The organism is Escherichia marmotae (genome assembly GCF_002900365.1).
GTDB lineage: Bacteria > Pseudomonadota > Gammaproteobacteria > Enterobacterales > Enterobacteriaceae > Escherichia > Escherichia marmotae.
On record NZ_CP025979.1, the window covers coordinates 3,956,639 to 3,973,459 of the forward strand.

Annotated in this window: 15 protein-coding genes, 1 pseudogene and 1 riboswitch; of the genes and pseudogenes, 7 read left to right on the top strand and 9 right to left on the bottom strand. The window is 49.7% G+C overall.

Annotation, left to right across the window (positions count from 1 at the left end; translation table 11 throughout):
- Window positions 1–5: 5 nt before the first annotated feature.
- On the bottom strand, window positions 6–626 hold the full coding sequence (locus tag C1192_RS20225; RefSeq protein ID WP_001125318.1) for a TIGR04211 family SH3 domain-containing protein: 621 nt from the start codon (window positions 624–626) through the stop codon (window positions 6–8).
- Window positions 627–867: 241 nt separating this feature from the next.
- Here C1192_RS20225 and ygiF point away from each other — a divergent pair, with 241 nt between their 5' ends.
- Genes ygiF through hldE form a run of 3 tightly spaced genes read left to right on the top strand, consistent with a single transcriptional unit; the run spans window position 868 to window position 6,513 of the window.
- Window positions 868–2,169 (top strand): inorganic triphosphatase, encoded by a 1,302-nt coding sequence (gene ygiF / locus C1192_RS20235; protein ID WP_000046322.1) that lies wholly within the window; start codon window positions 868–870, stop codon window positions 2,167–2,169.
- Between the two features lie 22 nt (window positions 2,170–2,191).
- Window positions 2,192–5,032 (top strand): bifunctional [glutamate--ammonia ligase]-adenylyl-L-tyrosine phosphorylase/[glutamate--ammonia-ligase] adenylyltransferase, encoded by a 2,841-nt coding sequence (glnE, locus tag C1192_RS20240; protein ID WP_038354401.1) that lies wholly within the window; start codon window positions 2,192–2,194, stop codon window positions 5,030–5,032.
- A 47-nt stretch (window positions 5,033–5,079) separates the two neighbouring features.
- Window positions 5,080–6,513, top strand: a complete 1,434-nt coding sequence (gene hldE / locus C1192_RS20245) for a bifunctional D-glycero-beta-D-manno-heptose-7-phosphate kinase/D-glycero-beta-D-manno-heptose 1-phosphate adenylyltransferase HldE (protein WP_001517119.1) — start codon at window positions 5,080–5,082, stop codon at window positions 6,511–6,513.
- A gap of 118 nt (window positions 6,514–6,631) precedes the next feature.
- On the opposite strand, the gene ibsE is transcribed toward hldE, so the two are convergent.
- From ibsE to C1192_RS20260, 3 genes and pseudogenes are all read right to left on the bottom strand, one after another.
- Window positions 6,632–6,691: a type I toxin-antitoxin system Ibs family toxin gene (ibsE, locus tag C1192_RS20250; protein WP_001387082.1), complete on the bottom strand. Its 60-nt coding sequence runs from the start codon at window positions 6,689–6,691 to the stop codon at window positions 6,632–6,634.
- 238 nt (window positions 6,692–6,929) lie between these two features.
- Window positions 6,930–8,591, bottom strand: a complete 1,662-nt coding sequence (locus tag C1192_RS20255; protein WP_000341014.1) for a flotillin family protein — start codon at window positions 8,589–8,591, stop codon at window positions 6,930–6,932.
- Between the two features lie 26 nt (window positions 8,592–8,617).
- A pseudogene (locus C1192_RS20260) lies at window positions 8,618–9,247 on the bottom strand (OB-fold-containig protein).
- Between the two features lie 268 nt (window positions 9,248–9,515).
- Here C1192_RS20260 and glgS point away from each other — a divergent pair.
- Entirely contained in the window at window positions 9,516–9,716 is a 201-nt protein-coding gene (glgS, locus tag C1192_RS20265) for a cell surface composition regulator GlgS (protein ID WP_001517115.1), read from the top strand.
- A 33-nt stretch (window positions 9,717–9,749) separates the two neighbouring features.
- Here glgS and ubiK read toward each other — a convergent pair whose 3' ends face one another.
- Complete coding sequence (gene ubiK / locus C1192_RS20270) at window positions 9,750–10,049, bottom strand: ubiquinone biosynthesis accessory factor UbiK (protein ID WP_001517114.1); 300 nt, start codon at window positions 10,047–10,049, stop codon at window positions 9,750–9,752.
- A gap of 122 nt (window positions 10,050–10,171) precedes the next feature.
- A riboswitch (FMN riboswitch) is annotated at window positions 10,172–10,320 on the top strand.
- Between the two features lie 103 nt (window positions 10,321–10,423).
- Here ubiK and ribB point away from each other — a divergent pair.
- Entirely contained in the window at window positions 10,424–11,077 is a 654-nt protein-coding gene (gene ribB / locus C1192_RS20275) for a 3,4-dihydroxy-2-butanone-4-phosphate synthase (RefSeq protein WP_038354402.1), read from the top strand.
- A 262-nt stretch (window positions 11,078–11,339) separates the two neighbouring features.
- Window positions 11,340–11,510: a protein YqiD gene (gene yqiD, locus C1192_RS25935; protein ID WP_052462988.1), complete on the top strand. Its 171-nt coding sequence runs from the start codon at window positions 11,340–11,342 to the stop codon at window positions 11,508–11,510.
- A 57-nt stretch (window positions 11,511–11,567) separates the two neighbouring features.
- Here the strand turns inward: yqiD and zupT are convergent, their stop codons facing one another.
- Window positions 11,568–12,341, bottom strand: a complete 774-nt coding sequence (zupT, locus tag C1192_RS20285; RefSeq protein WP_000115865.1) for a zinc transporter ZupT — start codon at window positions 12,339–12,341, stop codon at window positions 11,568–11,570.
- A 142-nt stretch (window positions 12,342–12,483) separates the two neighbouring features.
- Here zupT and ygiD point away from each other — a divergent pair, with 142 nt between their 5' ends.
- Window positions 12,484–13,272, top strand: coding sequence for a 4,5-DOPA-extradiol-dioxygenase (gene ygiD / locus C1192_RS20290; protein WP_024193608.1), 789 nt, complete (start codon window positions 12,484–12,486; stop codon window positions 13,270–13,272).
- A 48-nt stretch (window positions 13,273–13,320) separates the two neighbouring features.
- Here the strand turns inward: ygiD and dsbI are convergent, their stop codons facing one another.
- Genes dsbI through assT form a run of 3 tightly spaced genes read right to left on the bottom strand, consistent with a single transcriptional unit; the run spans window position 13,321 to window position 16,489 of the window.
- Window positions 13,321–13,992 (bottom strand): protein-disulfide oxidoreductase DsbI, encoded by a 672-nt coding sequence (gene dsbI / locus C1192_RS20295; RefSeq protein WP_038354403.1) that lies wholly within the window; start codon window positions 13,990–13,992, stop codon window positions 13,321–13,323.
- Between the two features lie 14 nt (window positions 13,993–14,006).
- Complete coding sequence (locus C1192_RS20300) at window positions 14,007–14,675, bottom strand: thiol:disulfide interchange protein DsbA/DsbL (RefSeq protein ID WP_038354404.1); 669 nt, start codon at window positions 14,673–14,675, stop codon at window positions 14,007–14,009.
- A gap of 17 nt (window positions 14,676–14,692) precedes the next feature.
- Window positions 14,693–16,489: an arylsulfate sulfotransferase AssT gene (gene assT, locus C1192_RS20305; protein WP_000459873.1), complete on the bottom strand. Its 1,797-nt coding sequence runs from the start codon at window positions 16,487–16,489 to the stop codon at window positions 14,693–14,695.
- Window positions 16,490–16,821: the final 332 nt, after the last annotated feature.

The following is a 16,821-nucleotide window of genomic DNA, read 5'->3' on the forward strand; positions in this document are numbered from 1 at the left end:
GCGATTTAGTTCATCCAGCGATCTTTACGTTTGCGCGTTGGGATCAGGTGCGGCAATACCAGACCGAGCAGCAAGCCAAGCCCCAGCACGCCGCCACCATACATAAACCACTGCATGATGATGGTGCGCTGTTTGTCATCCAGTTGTACGCTGGCGGCATCAACTTTTTTCTGGGCGACAATCAGTTCGTTTTTCAGCTTCTGATTTTCTTCTTTTAACCCGTTGATCACGCTGTCGCTCTGCGCCACTTTCTGCTGCATTTCTGCCGTGCGCTGATTCCAGGTGTTATCGATATTGGTGAGCTTATTGGTCAGGGTTTTGACCTGATTTTCCAGATCTGGCACACGGGAGCGTAGACTTGGCTCTGTGCTAAGTTGTTTCAACGGGATCCAGGCGGTACGACCAGAGCTGTCTTTCACCTGGGCGTAACTGGTGTTGGCGTCAGTTTGTAATAATGTCACTTCCTCACCGGCGTTAACCGTGCCCACGAGGCGATAATTATCTCCCGGGCCACTGCGGACCCAGGTATTCAGTTCGTCAGAAACATAGCGCTTTTCTTCCGCGTGAGAGACGGCAGTGGCGCTAAGCGCGAGTAAAGTTAGTGCGATCAGGCGTAATTTTGGCATCAGGCTGTCGTTATTGTCATGGAAAGTGGAACGATAGTAGTGGCATCAGTGTCGCTACGCAAAGCATTCGGCATCAATCGGAATCCTCTGTGTCAGCTCTTGCCACTGTTTCAAACTTTTACGCCCGTCAAAATGCTCGTTGCATGGCAATTTGGCGCAAAATACTATCTACTGACAAAAAAGATCGCATTTAGTTCGCCGTTCATCGTCACTTATGTGACATAACCGATAAGTAAAGGCCATGGCTCAGGAAATCGAATTAAAGTTTATTGTTAATCACAGTGCCGTTGAGGCGTTGCGTGACCATCTCAATACGCTGGGCGGTGAGCATCATGACCCCGTGCAGTTGCTCAACGTCTACTACGAAACGCCGGATAACTGGCTGCGTGGGCACGATATGGGCCTGCGTATTCGTGGCGAAAATGGTCGCTATGAGATGACCATGAAAGTTGCCGGGCGGGTAACGGGCGGGTTACACCAGCGACCGGAATATAACGTTGCGTTGAGTGAGGCGAACCTCGATCTGGCACAGTTTCCAGTAGAAGTCTGGCCAAACAATGAATTACCTGCCGATCTTGCTTCCCGCGTACAGCCGCTGTTCAGCACTGATTTTTATCGCGAAAAATGGTTGGTAGATGTTGATGGCAGCCAGATTGAGATTGCCCTCGATTTGGGGGAAGTGAAAGCCGGTGAATTTGCTGAACCCATCTGCGAACTGGAGCTGGAATTACTTAGCGGTGAAACGCGCGCGGTGCTGAAACTGGCGAGCCAACTGGTATCGCAAACCGGATTGCGTCAGGGCAGCCTGAGCAAAGCCGCACGTGGTTATCACCTGGCACAGGGCAATCCTGCGCGTGAAATTAAACCCACCTCTATTCTGCATGTTGCGGCAAAAGCGGATGTCGAGCAGGGGCTGGAAGCGGCGCTGGAGCTGGCATTAGCGCAATGGCAGTATCATGAGGAGCTGTGGGTACGCGGCAACGATGCGGCGAAAGAGCAAGTGTTGGCAGCCATCGGCCTGGTTCGTCATACGCTGATGCTGTTCGGTGGCATTGTCCCACGTAAAGCGAGCACTCACTTACGTGATCTGCTGACCCAATGTGAAGCGACAATTGTTTCTGCGGTTTCTGCCGTAACGGCTGTCTACTCTACCGAAACGGCAATGGCGAAACTGGCGTTGACCGAATGGCTGGTAAGCAAAGCCTGGCAGCCGTTTTTAGATAGCAAAGCGCAGAGCAAAATGAGTGATTCCTTTAAACGCTTTGCTGATATCCATCTCTCCCGCCACGCCGCTGAGCTGAAAAGCGTTTTTTGCCAGCCGTTGGGCGATCGCTATCGTGATCAGTTGCCACGTCTTACGCGTGATATTGACTCCGTATTGCTGCTGGCAGGTTATTACGATCCTCTCGTCGCGCAAGCCTGGCTGGAGAACTGGCAGGGGCTGCGTCACGCTATTGCGACCGGGCAACGCATTGAAATTGAACATTTCCGTAATGAGGCAAACAATCAGGAACCGTTCTGGTTGCACAGCGGAAAACGTTAATCAGGCAAGGATAAAATCGCGTATGAAGCCGCTCTCTTCACCGTTACAGCAGTACTGGCAGACCGTTGTTGAGCGGCTGCCAGCGCCTTTAGCCGAGGAATCACTTAGCTCACAGGCGAAGTCAGTACTTACCTTCAGTGATTTTGTGCAGGACAGTGTGATTGCGCATCCAGAGTGGTTGGTGGAACTGGAAAGCGAACCACCGCAGGCCGACGAATGGCAGCATTACGCTGCATGGTTACAGAAGGCGCTCAGTGATGTAAACGATGAAGCCAGCTTAATGCGCGAACTGCGGCTGTTCCGTCGGCGCATTATGGTGCGTATTGCCTGGGCGCAAACACTGGCGCTGGTTGCGGAAGAGAACATTTTGCAGCAACTCAGCCATTTGGCGGAGACGCTGATTGTCGCGGCGCGTGACTGGCTGTATGACGCCTGCTGCCGCGAATGGGGAACGCCGTGTAATGCGCAGGGCGAAGCGCAACCGCTGCTGATTTTAGGCATGGGTAAGCTGGGTGGTGGAGAACTGAATTTCTCCTCGGATATCGATCTGATTTTTGCCTGGCCGGAACATGGTTGCACGCAGGGAGGACGCCGCGAACTGGATAATGCTCAGTTCTTTACCCGCATGGGCCAGCGGCTGATTAAAGTGCTGGATCAACCGACGCAAGATGGCTTTGTCTATCGCGTGGATATGCGGCTGCGCCCGTTTGGTGAAAGTGGCCCGCTGGTGCTGAGTTTCGCGGCGCTGGAAGATTATTACCAGGAACAGGGGCGTGACTGGGAGCGTTACGCGATGGTCAAGGCGCGGATTATGGGCGATAGCGATGGCGTTTATGCTAACGAATTGCGTTCGATGCTGCGTCCGTTTGTTTTCCGCCGTTACATCGATTTCAGCGTGATCCAGTCGCTACGCAACATGAAAGGGATGATTGCCCGTGAAGTCCGCCGTCGTGGCCTTACTGACAACATCAAACTTGGTGCCGGTGGCATTCGTGAAATTGAATTTATCGTCCAGGTGTTTCAGCTCATTCGCGGTGGGCGCGAACCGTCGCTGCAATCACGCTCTTTACTGCCAACACTCAGCGCCATTGCCACGCTGCATCTGCTTTCTGAAAACGATGCCGAACAATTGCGAGTGGCATATCTGTTTCTGCGTCGTCTGGAAAACTTGCTGCAAAGCATTAATGATGAACAAACCCAGACGCTCCCAGCCGATGAGCTTAACCGTGCGCGGCTGGCGTGGGCGATGGATTTCGCTGACTGGTTGCAACTGACCGGAGCGCTGATCGGACATATGACCAATGTGCGCCGGGTATTTAACGAACTGATTGGCGATGACGAAAGCGAAACTCAGGAAGAGTCGCTATCGGAGCAGTGGCGTGAGTTGTGGCAGGATGCGTTGCAGGAAGATGACACCACGCCGGTGCTGGCGCATCTTAGCGAGGATGATCGCAAACAAGTGCTGGCGCTGATTGCCGATTTCCGTAAAGAGTTAGACAAACGTACCATCGGGCCGCGCGGACGTCAGGTACTCGACCATCTGATGCCGCATCTGCTGAGTGACGTTTGTGGGCGTGAAGATGCCGCCGTCACGCTGTCGCGTATTACCGCCTTGTTGGTGGGGATTGTCACTCGTACCACTTATCTTGAGTTGCTCAGTGAATTTCCGGCGGCGCTTAAACATTTGATTTCGCTGTGCGCTGCATCTCCGATGATTGCCAGCCAACTGGCGCGTTATCCATTATTGCTGGATGAACTGCTCGATCCGAACACGCTCTACCAGCCGACGGCGACTGATGCCTACCGTGATGAACTGCGCCAGTATTTGCTGCGCGTGCCAGAAGATGATGAAGAACAACAGCTTGAGGCGTTGCGTCAATTTAAACAGGCACAGTTGTTACGTATTGCTGCCGCGGATATTGCCGGAACGCTGCCAGTGATGAAAGTGAGCGATCACTTAACCTGGCTGGCGGAGGCGATGATCGATGCTGTGGTACAGCAAGCATGGGGACAAATGGTTGCCCGCTATGGTAAACCGAATCACCTGAGTGAACGCGAAGGCCGCGGTTTTGCGGTGGTCGGCTACGGTAAGCTGGGGGGCTGGGAGTTAGGCTACAGTTCTGATCTTGATCTGATCTTCCTGCACGATTGCCCGATGGATGTAATGACCGACGGCGATCGGGAAATCGACGGACGGCAGTTTTATCTGCGTCTGGCGCAACGCATTATGCACCTGTTCAGCACACGTACTTCTTCCGGCATTTTGTATGAAGTGGATGCGCGGCTGCGCCCGTCCGGAGCGGCGGGAATGCTGGTTACCTCCACAGAAGCGTTTGCCGATTATCAGAAAAATGAGGCCTGGACGTGGGAGCATCAGGCGTTGGTGCGTGCGCGTGTGGTGTATGGCGATCCACAACTGACAGCGCAATTCGACGCGGTGCGTCGGGAAATTATGACACTGCCGCGTGAAGGTAAAAACCTACAAACGGAAGTGCGGGAAATGCGCGAGAAAATGCGCGCTCATCTCGGCAATAAACATCGCGATCGCTTTGATATCAAAGCCGATGAGGGCGGAATTACCGATATCGAATTTATTACCCAATATCTGGTGTTGCGCTACGCTCATGAAAAACCAAAGTTAACGCGCTGGTCAGACAACGTGCGCATTCTGGAACTGCTGGCGCAAAACGACATTATGGAAGAGCGGGAAGCGATGGCGCTAACCCGTGCTTACACTACGCTTCGCGATGAACTTCACCACCTGGCGTTACAGGAGTTGCCGGGCCATGTGCCGGATGAGTGCTTCACCGCAGAGCGTGAACTGGTGCGGGCAAGCTGGCAGAAGTGGCTGGTGGAGGAATGAAGTGTGATATTATCGCGCGCAAATTTTGAATCTCTCAGGAGACAGGAATGAAAGTAACGCTGCCAGAGTTTGAACGTGCTGGAGTGATGGTGGTTGGTGATGTGATGCTGGATCGTTACTGGTACGGCCCCACCAGTCGTATTTCGCCGGAAGCGCCGGTGCCTGTGGTTAAGGTCAATACCATTGAAGAACGTCCGGGCGGCGCAGCCAACGTGGCGATGAACATCGCTTCTCTCGGTGCTAACGCGCGTCTGGTTGGGCTGACAGGTATTGATGATGCGGCGCGCGCGCTCAGTAAATCACTGGCGGACGTGAACGTAAAATGCGACTTCGTTTCTGTGCCGACGCATCCAACCATTACCAAACTGCGGGTGCTTTCCCGTAACCAACAGCTTATCCGCCTGGACTTTGAAGAAGGTTTCGAAGGCGTCGATCCGCAGCCACTACATGAGCGGATTAATCAGGCGCTGGGTTCGATTGGCGCGCTGGTGCTTTCTGACTACGCCAAAGGCGCGCTGGCAAGCGTACAGCATATGATCCAACTAGCGCGTAAAGCGGGCGTTCCGGTGCTGATTGATCCAAAAGGTACTGATTTTGAACGTTACCGTGGCGCTACGCTGCTGACGCCGAATCTCTCTGAGTTTGAAGCTGTTGTTGGTAAATGTAAGACCGAAGAAGAGATTGTTGAACGCGGCATGAAACTGATTGCCGATTATGAACTCTCTGCGCTGCTGGTAACCCGTTCCGAACAAGGGATGACACTGCTGCAACCGGGGAAAGCGCCGCTGCATATGCCAACTCAGGCGCAGGAAGTTTATGACGTAACTGGCGCAGGCGATACGGTGATTGGCGTGCTGGCAGCAACGCTGGCTGCGGGTAATTCACTGGAAGAAGCTTGCTTCTTTGCGAATGCGGCAGCAGGCGTTGTTGTCGGTAAATTGGGGACGTCCACGGTTTCACCGATCGAGCTGGAAAACGCAGTACGTGGACGTGCGGACACCGGCTTTGGCGTGATGACTGAAGAAGAACTGAAGCTGGCTGTAGCCGCGGCGCGTAAACGCGGTGAAAAAGTGGTGATGACCAACGGCGTCTTCGATATTTTGCATGCCGGGCACGTCTCCTATCTGGCAAATGCCCGTAAACTGGGCGATCGCTTGATTGTCGCCGTGAACAGCGATGCCTCCACTAAACGGCTGAAAGGGGATTCTCGTCCGGTTAATCCGCTCGAACAGCGCATGATTGTACTGGGCGCACTGGAAGCGGTCGACTGGGTGGTATCATTTGAAGAAGATACGCCGCAGCGCCTGATCGCCGGGATCCTGCCGGATCTGCTGGTGAAAGGTGGCGACTATAAACCGGAAGAGATCGCCGGGAGTAAAGAAGTCTGGGCCAACGGCGGTGAAGTGCTGGTGCTCAACTTCGAAGATGGTTGCTCGACAACCAACATCATCAAGAAGATCCAACAGGATAAAAAAGGCTAACTGGAAAGCGGTTCGCAGATCTCGCTTCGTGCCAGGTAGAGCTATTGGCGCTGTTGTTTTTTCAACCTAAGGTAAAGGAACAAGGGTAAGGGAGGATTTCTCTCCCTCTGATGAGTTGTTAGTAAGTCGGGAAACTTAACAGTAACAACACAACCAGTATGATGACGAACTTCATCATAACCCTTTCCTTCTATAAGGCCCCTTCCTCGGGAGGGGCTTTTCCGTTTCAACCCCTTACTGACTCTCCGAGTGTTGATGAGTGACAGACCCCGCACAATGCTTTCTCTGATGCAGTTTGGTCTTCCCCGAGCGGTCACGCAAAACGTTGCAACAGCCTGATCATTTGCACTTTTTGCTGGAACGTAGATATAAAAAATCCCCGGCTTTTTGAGCCAGGGATGTGAATATAAGAAGATTTATTCTACTTTATCTGCGACGGGAATCGATGAAGCCAATGGTGAAGTCAGTGCCGCCAGCGAACCGCCTGAAACACCGATTTCATTAAGTAGAGAGTCAATAAGCGGTGCCTGTGTACGGTAAGAAAGAGCGGCTGATAATGCCTGCTCCGCCAGGTTTCCTCCGCCAACGCTGCCTGATGTCGCATCACCCGCAGCGCCGCCACGATTCAAGCCATCGACCTGAATAATCTTGATACCGTCAATAGACTTCATCGGCTCAACGGATTTCTCGATTACAGCAGGCAGAGACTGCAATAGTGCCAGCTTGAATTTAAGGCTGGTTTGTTCGTCAGAAAGTACGTTGATGGCGTCGTTCAACGCTCGTTGCGCTTCTGCTTCTGCCAGGCCTTTTTTACGCGTAGCTTCGGCTAACTCAACAATGGCTGCCGCCTGCATTTCTGCAGCTTCTTTCTCTGCTTTCGCCCGCACGGTCAGTTCAACTGCTTTGGTTTCCGCATCCTGTGCTGCTGCAATCAGCGCTACCTGCTTGGCACGGTCAGCTTCGGCGGTCTGACGTGTCGTTTCTACGTTTTGCTGGGCGCTTACTGCTTCTGCTAAAGCCAGGTTGGCACGGGCTTCTGCCTGCGATTGTTGTTCCGATTTGGCCGCAATGGCGATCGATTTCGTTTGGTTGGCGATTTCGGTGACTTGTTGCTGTTCGATTTCTTTAATGCGAACCTCACGTTCAGCCTCAACTTTTCTGGAGCGGACGGCCTGCTCGCGGTCGATTTCGGTTTCCTGAATCTGACGTTCAGCAAGAATACGCGTTTGCTCTGCTTCACGCCGACGTTCAGCTTCAAAAGCAGCAATTTTTGCGTTCTGCTCGGCAGTGCGGGTTTTCACCTGCTGCTCCTGCTCAAGGGTCATAAACGCTTCTTGCTGTTCAATTTCCAGCTTCCGCGACAGCGCATCACGGTTTTTTTCACGAACCGCAACTTCTACATCTTGTTCAACCTCGTTACGTTCGCGGCGGCGACGTTCTGTTTCCTGGGTCAGCTTGGTCAAACCCTCAGCGTCAAAGGCATTATTCGGGTTGAAATGTTCTTTGGAGGTCTGGTTAAAGTTGGTGAGTGACACGCTTTCCAGTTCCAGGCCGTTTTTCGATAAGTCTTCTGCAACGGTATTTTGCACTCCCTGAACGAAGTTTTCGCGCGTATCTTGCAACTCATGCATCGTCATTTGTGCCGCTGTCGCACGTAGGGCATCGACGAATTTATCTTCGACCAGCATACGTAAATCTTCAGGCGACAGAGTGCGTTGCCCCAGCGTCTGAGCTGCGGTGGCAATTCCTTCAACTGAAGGTTTTACGCGCACAAAGAAAGCGACAACCACATCGACGCGCATACGGTCTTTCGTGATCAGACTATCAATTGTCGAGCGACTGACTTCCAGTTTCAATGTATTCATATTGATGGGGATTATTTCATGGAAGATAGGCATAACAATTGCGCCGCCGCTCATGACTACTTTTTGCCCGCCTAATCCGGTACGGACAAATGCCTGCTCGGCGGATGCCCGACGATAAAGCCGCGCGAAAATAATACCGATAATAAATAGAATGCATACGGCAACAATCGCGGTAAACATCCATGACGGAACTAAGTTGACAATATCATCCATTATTAAATTTCCTTTTAATTAAATAATTACAATATGTTTGGCCAGGGATTTTTTTCAGCCAAATACCGCGTTGTAGAAAGTCGACAAATAATTAATACTTTATCGCCTTTATTGAAGAATATCCCTTTTTCGGGTTCCAGTAATAAATAGTGTATTTGACCAAATTGATCAGTGAGTTTTCCTTCACAGGGTTTTCCGGAAGAGGCCTGATGACCAGTAATTAATGCCATGCAGCCAATATATTCTTCTTCTGTAATGGCAGTACTATGGTCGCGAGGGATCTAGGGCGCAATCACCTTGCCGGTATAATGCACCATGATAATTGTGAGCAGTAAACTAACTGGAACTACGAACAGGTTTGGGAGTGGTGTTTGCCAGAGCATGACACAGACATGCTGAAGAAGAATGCCAATGAGGCCAAAAAAGCCTGCCAACAGACAGAGGACGACGAGGGCTGGCAGTTTTCCAATATTGAGATAATGAAGTGCCTGGCTAATATTACCTGTGGTTATGGAATCGTAATGATCAAGATGTGCATCAAGAGCGCCGGAGAGCATATGGCCACAGATAATGGCAATAATTTCCAACAAACCGATCAATAGTACAAAGGAAATAGCAAAAAGATAAGGTGCGTTATAGTCGGTAAATAAAATCATCTGTCACTCCATCGTCCATTCAGTGACGCATTGTTTACAATAGTATTGTTTCCTTTCTTACATTTGCCTTTGCTAATAATAACATGTGTTAGTGATGTTTTAAAAGGGGAAGTCCATTAATGTTATTTTTTATTTTTCGATAAAAAGTGTGATCCGAAACAATATATTTACGCACGTTATGTTTAAAGGCACTACACTGATTAAGGAATACTGAAATCAGAAAAAGCATATAGCCTTAAAAGGTATGCGATAACCGGAGGATGTGCTTATGGATCATAGTCTTAATTCTTTAAATAATTTCGATTTCCTGGCGCGTAGTTTTGCCAGAATGCATACTGAAGGCCGCCCGGTCGATATTCTGGCCGTCACCGGTAATATGGATGAAGAACATCGAACCTGGTTTTGCGCCCGCTATGCATGGTATTGCCAGCAGATGACACAGCCAAGAGAACTGGAATTAGAACATTGATATTACGGGCCATTTGGCCCGTTTTTGTTTATTTTATTCAGGCTTATCAACTGGTGGGATAGCTGGTGGAGATTGAGTTTCTGCTGTCGGGGTGCAGCGTGTTTCCAGTTCACTGATGCGCTGTTCCAGCAATGCCAGTTTCTCACGAGTCCGTAACAAGACCTGCGTCTGAACGTCGAATTCTTCACGGCTTACCAGATCGAGACGCGTCAACTGCGCTTGTAGGGTTTGGCGGATTTTCTTCTCCACATCTTCCCCGAACTCCCTGATTCCTTTAGGCATCGATTCGTGAACCTGGCGAGCGATTTGCTCAATTTTTTTCGGGTCAATCATTGTAGTTTCCCTGAACTGATAGGTATTGAGTAACATTGTAGTGCGATAAGAGACAGGCATAAACCAGAATTATGTGAACCTGCAGCGTTGCTGCCGCTAGCCATTAGCGTTATAGTGATCTCGCTTATTCTCAGGGCGGGGCGAAATTCCCCACCGGCGGTAAATCAACATAGTTGAAAGCCCGCGAGCGCTTTGGGTGCAAACTCAAAGGACAGCAGATCCGGTGTAATTCCGGGGCCGACGGTTAAAGTCCGGATGGGAGAGAGTAACGATTCTGTCGGGCATGGACCCGCTCACGTTATTTTGGCTGTATGCCGCCACTCCTAAGACTGCCCTGATTCTGGTAACCATAATTTTAGTGAGGTTTTTTTACCATGAATCAGATGCTACTTTCCTCTTTTGGTACGCCTTTCGAACGTGTTGAAAATGCACTGGCAGCGCTGCGTGAAGGACGCGGTGTAATGGTGCTTGATGACGAAGACCGTGAAAACGAAGGCGATATGATCTTCCCGGCAGAAACCATGACCGTTGAGCAGATGGCGCTGACCATCCGCCACGGTAGCGGTATTGTGTGCCTGTGCATTACCGAGGATCGCCGTAAACAACTTGATCTGCCAATGATGGTAGAAAATAACACCAGTGCCTATGGCACCGGTTTTACCGTAACCATTGAAGCTGCTGAAGGTGTGACTACCGGTGTTTCTGCTGCTGATCGTATTACGACCGTTCGTGCCGCCATTGCCGATGATGCGAAACCCTCTGACCTCAATCGTCCGGGTCACGTATTTCCATTGCGTGCACAGGCGGGTGGTGTACTGACTCGCGGTGGTCATACTGAAGCGACTATCGATCTGGTGACGCTGGCAGGCTTTAAACCAGCAGGTGTGCTGTGTGAATTGACTAATGATGATGGCACTATGGCGCGTGCGCCAGAATGCATTGAATTTGCCAATAAACACAATATGGCGCTGGTCACCATTGAAGATTTGGTGGCGTATCGTCAGGCGCATGAGCGTAAAGCTAGCTGAAAACGGTTGCTTAAACTGGCGCGATAATCAAAGAAACCGAAGCGGTAGCAGGCTTCGGTTTTATTTTGTCTTCACCTGACGGAATGTAAATATCCCCTCTTTTTCTATGAAAAAATTTCACTGATATCAGCCAACCTTTTTCATTATGATCAAAATCATATATTTGTTCCGTTATTATGCGACCATATGAATATATCCGAAAAGGGTATGTGAAATTTATGCGCCAAATGTTTAGTATTGTTAAATATTAAGGGTAAAAAGGATGTTTATCGCCTGGTACTGGATTGTATTGATTGCGCTGGTTGTAGTGGGTTATTTCCTGCATTTGAAACGTTATTGTCGGGCTTTTCGCCAGGATAGAGACGCACTGCTGGAAGCGCGAAACAAATACTTAAACAGTACGAGAGAAGAGACGGCCGAAAAGCTAAAATAGGGCTTTATGGGAGCCAGCAGATGTTGTCCATGTACAGGACAACATCTGAAATTGTTTTTAGCCAATTCCTGCCGTTTGTAGCAGCACTAAACTGAATCCCATCACTGACATTCCGCATAGCACGCCATAGCTCGGGTTATTATTGGGGTCTATCTCTTTCGCTAACGGCATTAATTCGTCAACAGAGAGCGCCACCATAATCCCAGCCACCGCCGCCATAATTGCCGCCATAACGACGGGTGAAATCATGCTGCCGAGGATCAACCACGCCAGAATGCCGCCGAGTATTTCCGCCAGCCCAGAAATTCCCGCCCACAGAATCGCTGTTCGTTTTGACCCCGTAGCTGCATAAACAGGCCCCGCCACTGCCAGACCTTCAGGAATATTGTGTAATGCAACGGCCAGCGCGATGCCAAAGCCCAGTTCCAGATTGCTGCTTGCCGTTACAAAGGTAGCGATACCTTCCGGGAAGTTATGCAGACTGATGCCAAGAGTGAGCAGAATGGCAGTACGCTTGATCGATTTTGGTAACGGTTGCACCGATTTTTGCATTAAATCCTGCGGATGCGCATGCGGTAACATACGGTCCAGACCAAAATAGCCCAGCAGACCAAAGATAAACATCCCATAGCCCAGAACAGGGGACATCCCTTCAGCGGCTAATGCGGCAGGTAGCATCTCCATCAATGAGATAAGCAACATGATCCCCGCTGCAAATCCTAGCGAAAACGCCAGTAGCCGGTTCGAGGGTTTTTGCCCGAGAACGCCGAGAAACGCGCCAATAAACGTGGCTGCCCCCGCCAGTATGGTCAGAATGAGAGGTACTGACATCGACTACTCCTTATAAATCTTCACCTTCAGGCGGATCTTCAAAATAACTGATGATGATCATCATTGTTATCCGGGTTCTTACTCCGCCGAACAAGCGTATTGTGAGGATATCAAAATGACACCTTTAGTTAAGGATATCATCATGTCTTCAACACGTATGCCAGCATTGTTTTTAGGTCACGGTAGCCCGATGAACGTGCTGGAAGATAATCTATATACCCGTAGCTGGCACAAGTTGGGGATGACGTTACCGCGCCCGAAAGCGATTGTTGTGGTTTCGGCTCACTGGTTTACCCGGGGAACAGGAGTTACTGCGATGGAAGCGCCGCCCACTATTCATGACTTTGGTGGCTTTCCGCAGGCGCTTTACGACACTCATTACCCGGCTCCAGGATCGCCAGCATTGGCGCAACGTCTGGTTGAATTGTTAGCGCCAGCCCCTGTCACGTTGGATCAAGAAGCCTGGGGTTTTGATCACGGTTCGTGGGGCGTGCTGATTAAGATGTATCCGCAAGCTGATATTCCGATGGTGCAGTTGAGTATCGATAGTACTAAACCCATCGCCTGGCATTTCGAAATGGGGCGTAAACTGGCGGCGCTGCGCGATGAAGGAATAATGTTAGTCGCCAGCGGCAACGTGGTGCATAATCTTCGCACAGTAAAATGGCATGGCGACAGCTCACCGTATCCGTGGGCGATGTCGTTTAATGAGTATGTGAAAGCGAATTTAACGTGGCAAGGGCCAGTGGAACAGCATCCTCTGGTGAACTACCTGGACCATGAGGGCGGGGCGTTATCGAACCCAACACCGGAACACTATCTACCGCTTTTGTATATTTTAGGCGCATGGGATGGGCAAGAGGCAATTACCATTCCAGTCGATGGCATAGAAATGGGGAGTTTAAGTATGCTATCGGTGCAGGTAGGTTAATAGATGAAGAAAACCGAAGCCAAATTGTTGGCTTCGGTTTGCATTACCTTATTTTCTCAGCAGTTTAAGTCCCCACGCACCGCTCATCACCAGTAGCAGCAACAAACAGAGACCAAAAGCTAACATACAGGCCTGTGCCATGTTCATAAAGTGCCACGGAGGTAGCAGATACCAACCTTCAGATTGCTGATACATCTCCACAAACCACTGCTGCATACTGCTCAGTGTGACGCCATCAGGAACGATTGGCGCATCATAGCCGCAATCCCCGGTAGGCTTGAACCAGTTTGGAGCCCATTGTGCCAGCGGCAGATTAAAGGGAAAAGTGGGATCGGTCGAGCAACCCTGTACGCCAAACAGTGAATCGGGGTCCGGGTTATGCACTGCATGATGGATATCGTTCAGTTTGAGCGAAAACTTCAGTCCCATAATGCAGCCGTAAAAGGCCATCACACAGCCAATCAACTTAAGGACGATATTCTTCGGATTAATCGCCGCAACCAATCCACCAATAACCATCACAAACATGGCGTAGCGAATGTAAACACACTGCTCACAGGGTGCCATGTAGAGATAGATCTGGAAGAAAGAGTGCGCCAGGATAATCAGCGCGCCCATCGCAACAGCCATTAACAACCATAAAAAGCGTTGTTCCTGCCATCTTACCAGCGTGTTCACCGGTGAAGTGCTAAGGTCTTTCCACATTCCCTTAATACCCATAGCCTGTTTCCCTGTTATTTGCTTGCTAACTCACGGATAAGGTCTGCCATAGCGTCGATAGATTTAATGCTCTTGGTATAGATCAAGTATTTACCATTGACGACATAGGCCGGAACGCCCTGAATTTTGGCTACGTCATAGGCCGCTTTCCATTTTTCCAGTGTTTCCTGTACCGCCGGCTCTTTCAGTGCCGCTTCAAAATCCGCCTGACTCATACCTGCGGCATCCAGGCCGGTTTTGATAAAAGCAGCCGGATCTTTACCGTCAGACCAGCGTTCTTTTTTGTCGTGATAAGCCGCGTAGTAAGCAAACTTGGCTTTCTTAAACTGCGAGTTAGCATCAAATAAAGAAATGCCGGCCGCTTTATCTTTATTAATCAATACTGCAAAGACTTCGCTTGCCTGCTTACCGTATTCACCTTTGGTTTCCAGATGGAATGGGGTAAAAGCGACGACATCCTTCACTTTCTCCGATACCGGGCCGGTAACTGCTTTGTCATATTTGTAGCAGAACGGGCAGGCATAGCTGAAAACCTTGATCAGCGTTTTGTCGGCGTTCGGAATGGGTTTTTCCAGAACCATATAATCCGTGCCTTCGGTGAAGGCGGAAGCAGTAAATGAAACCGCCAGGGTAGCGGTAAGTAGCACGCTTTTAAGCAGTGATGAGATCCCTAATTTCGACATTTTTATTCCCTTCTTAATTATTTAAACATCTGTTTTGGATGGACTAACAGCGCGCGATAGTGAGTCTGGTTGGGTTTATCAGACAGCACGTCGATTTCCACTTTCACTTCTTTGGTTTTGTAGTCGATTTCGTTCAACTTACCGACGGTAGGCTGACCGACGTCGAACAGATGAATGGAACCGCCGAAGCCGAACATGGTGTTACGGTCGGCCTGATATTCGATGATGGAGGTGATTGGGCTATAGAAATCGTAACCGCGTTCTTTACCGTATTCCCAAACTTGCTGAACAGTACCTTTCTTCTCATCAATCTTATATTCCACGAAGCGTGAATATTTCATGGTCGGTAAGGCGGGCTGTTCCAGATGGCGACCGTCGCCATTATCAAAGATAGTGAGCGTACCTTTGCTGGAGATCCATGCGGTATGTTGGGTGTAGGTGAAGTCGAAATCCGAGTTTTCACATAAGCCATTTTCGTTACAGGCGATAGGTTTACCATTGGCATCCACAGGTTTCAGCAGTTTGCTGGCCAGCGGTTTTTCCCAGCCTTTGGATGGTGCAAGGATCCATTTCACTTGCTTATCACGACCAATCTTCACTACGCCCTGATGACGAGAGGAGAGAATAATTGAGTCATCTTTGGCGTCATATGCGATGGAGTTAACGTGCGCCCAGTTACGGCCTGGTCCTACACCCAGAGCATCACCGAACGGTGTATCCGGTTCCAGTTTTGCCTGCTGACCCGCGTGGGCCAGATCAACGTTAACGCAAACTGCGCCGGCATCCAGTGCGCCAAGCAGAGCATCACGTTTCGGATCGAGGATCTTTGTCAGATCCCATACATCGACAACGCGACCCGATTTATCGACTTCAAGAATGTGATCACGAATGGTCGTGACGTGTATGCCATCATCGCGACGGTAGTTGCTCTTGCCTACGCGCAGCAGTACCGTGCCGTTAGGCGTCTCAATGGATTCATGGGTAGCGTCAGCGAATCCACGCGGCAGTTTGTGATCTTCCAGCACCTGGCCCATCATGTCGAACTCATACCAGTGCTGGCCTTGTACTGCGGTAAAGGTGCCACGCGGTGTTTCGCGGATACCCATCAGATAACCACGTTTGTTGATGTTGCGGTCACGGCCATCATAGAAGGTGTCTTGATCCAGCCACCAGCGATATTCACCTTCGGTATCGACAATGAAGGTAAAGGGGGCGATATCAAAAGGCAGTGCACCGGTTGCCGGGCCTGCATCGAGGATACCGGCATTTTTATCTTTTTCGCCGTGCCAGTGGAGATCGGAACCTTGTGCGGTAAAGGTATGGGTATTAACCAGATAGAGGCGGTCTTCAAAACCGGGGGCGACTTTAACAACTTTGGTCTGCTGTAGATCGGAGATGGAGCGGTTATCCATGTAATTGTTGACGATGGCTGAAGTCTGCACCACGTAGTCATCTTTCATGGCTTTGCCGTTTTCTTTCCATTCAACGGTCACTTTGTTTGCAAATTTCTGATAAAGACCAAAAATCGGTACGCCATCATAAGTTTTTAGTGACTCCTGACCCACGGGATAGCTGATTTCAACGCCTTTTTCGCCCTTACCGTGGACGGTAACTTTGACGTCTGAAATGACGTGACTGTCTAAATTAACCACAGCGGTCAGAGGTGCATTACCGTAGGGATCAACGATGACAGCACCGAGTTGCCCGGCTGGTGGCGCTGGTTTAAAACCTGCAGCCATCACGCCAGTTGCAGATAAACCCAGAGCTAATGCCACAGTTCCGGCTACCAGTGTTTTTCTGTATTTATCAAACATGGATATATCTCCTTATATAACGCAAATATATAATAATGATGAATATCGACTGTTGAGATAGGACTAATAAATTCATTTTATGAATGAAGATGCAGGTTAAATAAATAGTGAGAATGTTTTTGTTGTTTTTTAATATATTGTCATTCTCTGAAATGAATATTTATCTTTAATTGATAGTAGGGTGGCGATATATCAATAACAATATTCAATATTGTGTAGTGTGATCTCTGCGGCATTGTTTTTTTATTATTAAATCAAATTTTAACGTGATAAAAAACAAAATATTTAAGAAATATCAGTGAGTTGTATTGTGATTTCTTTACTTGTTTTAA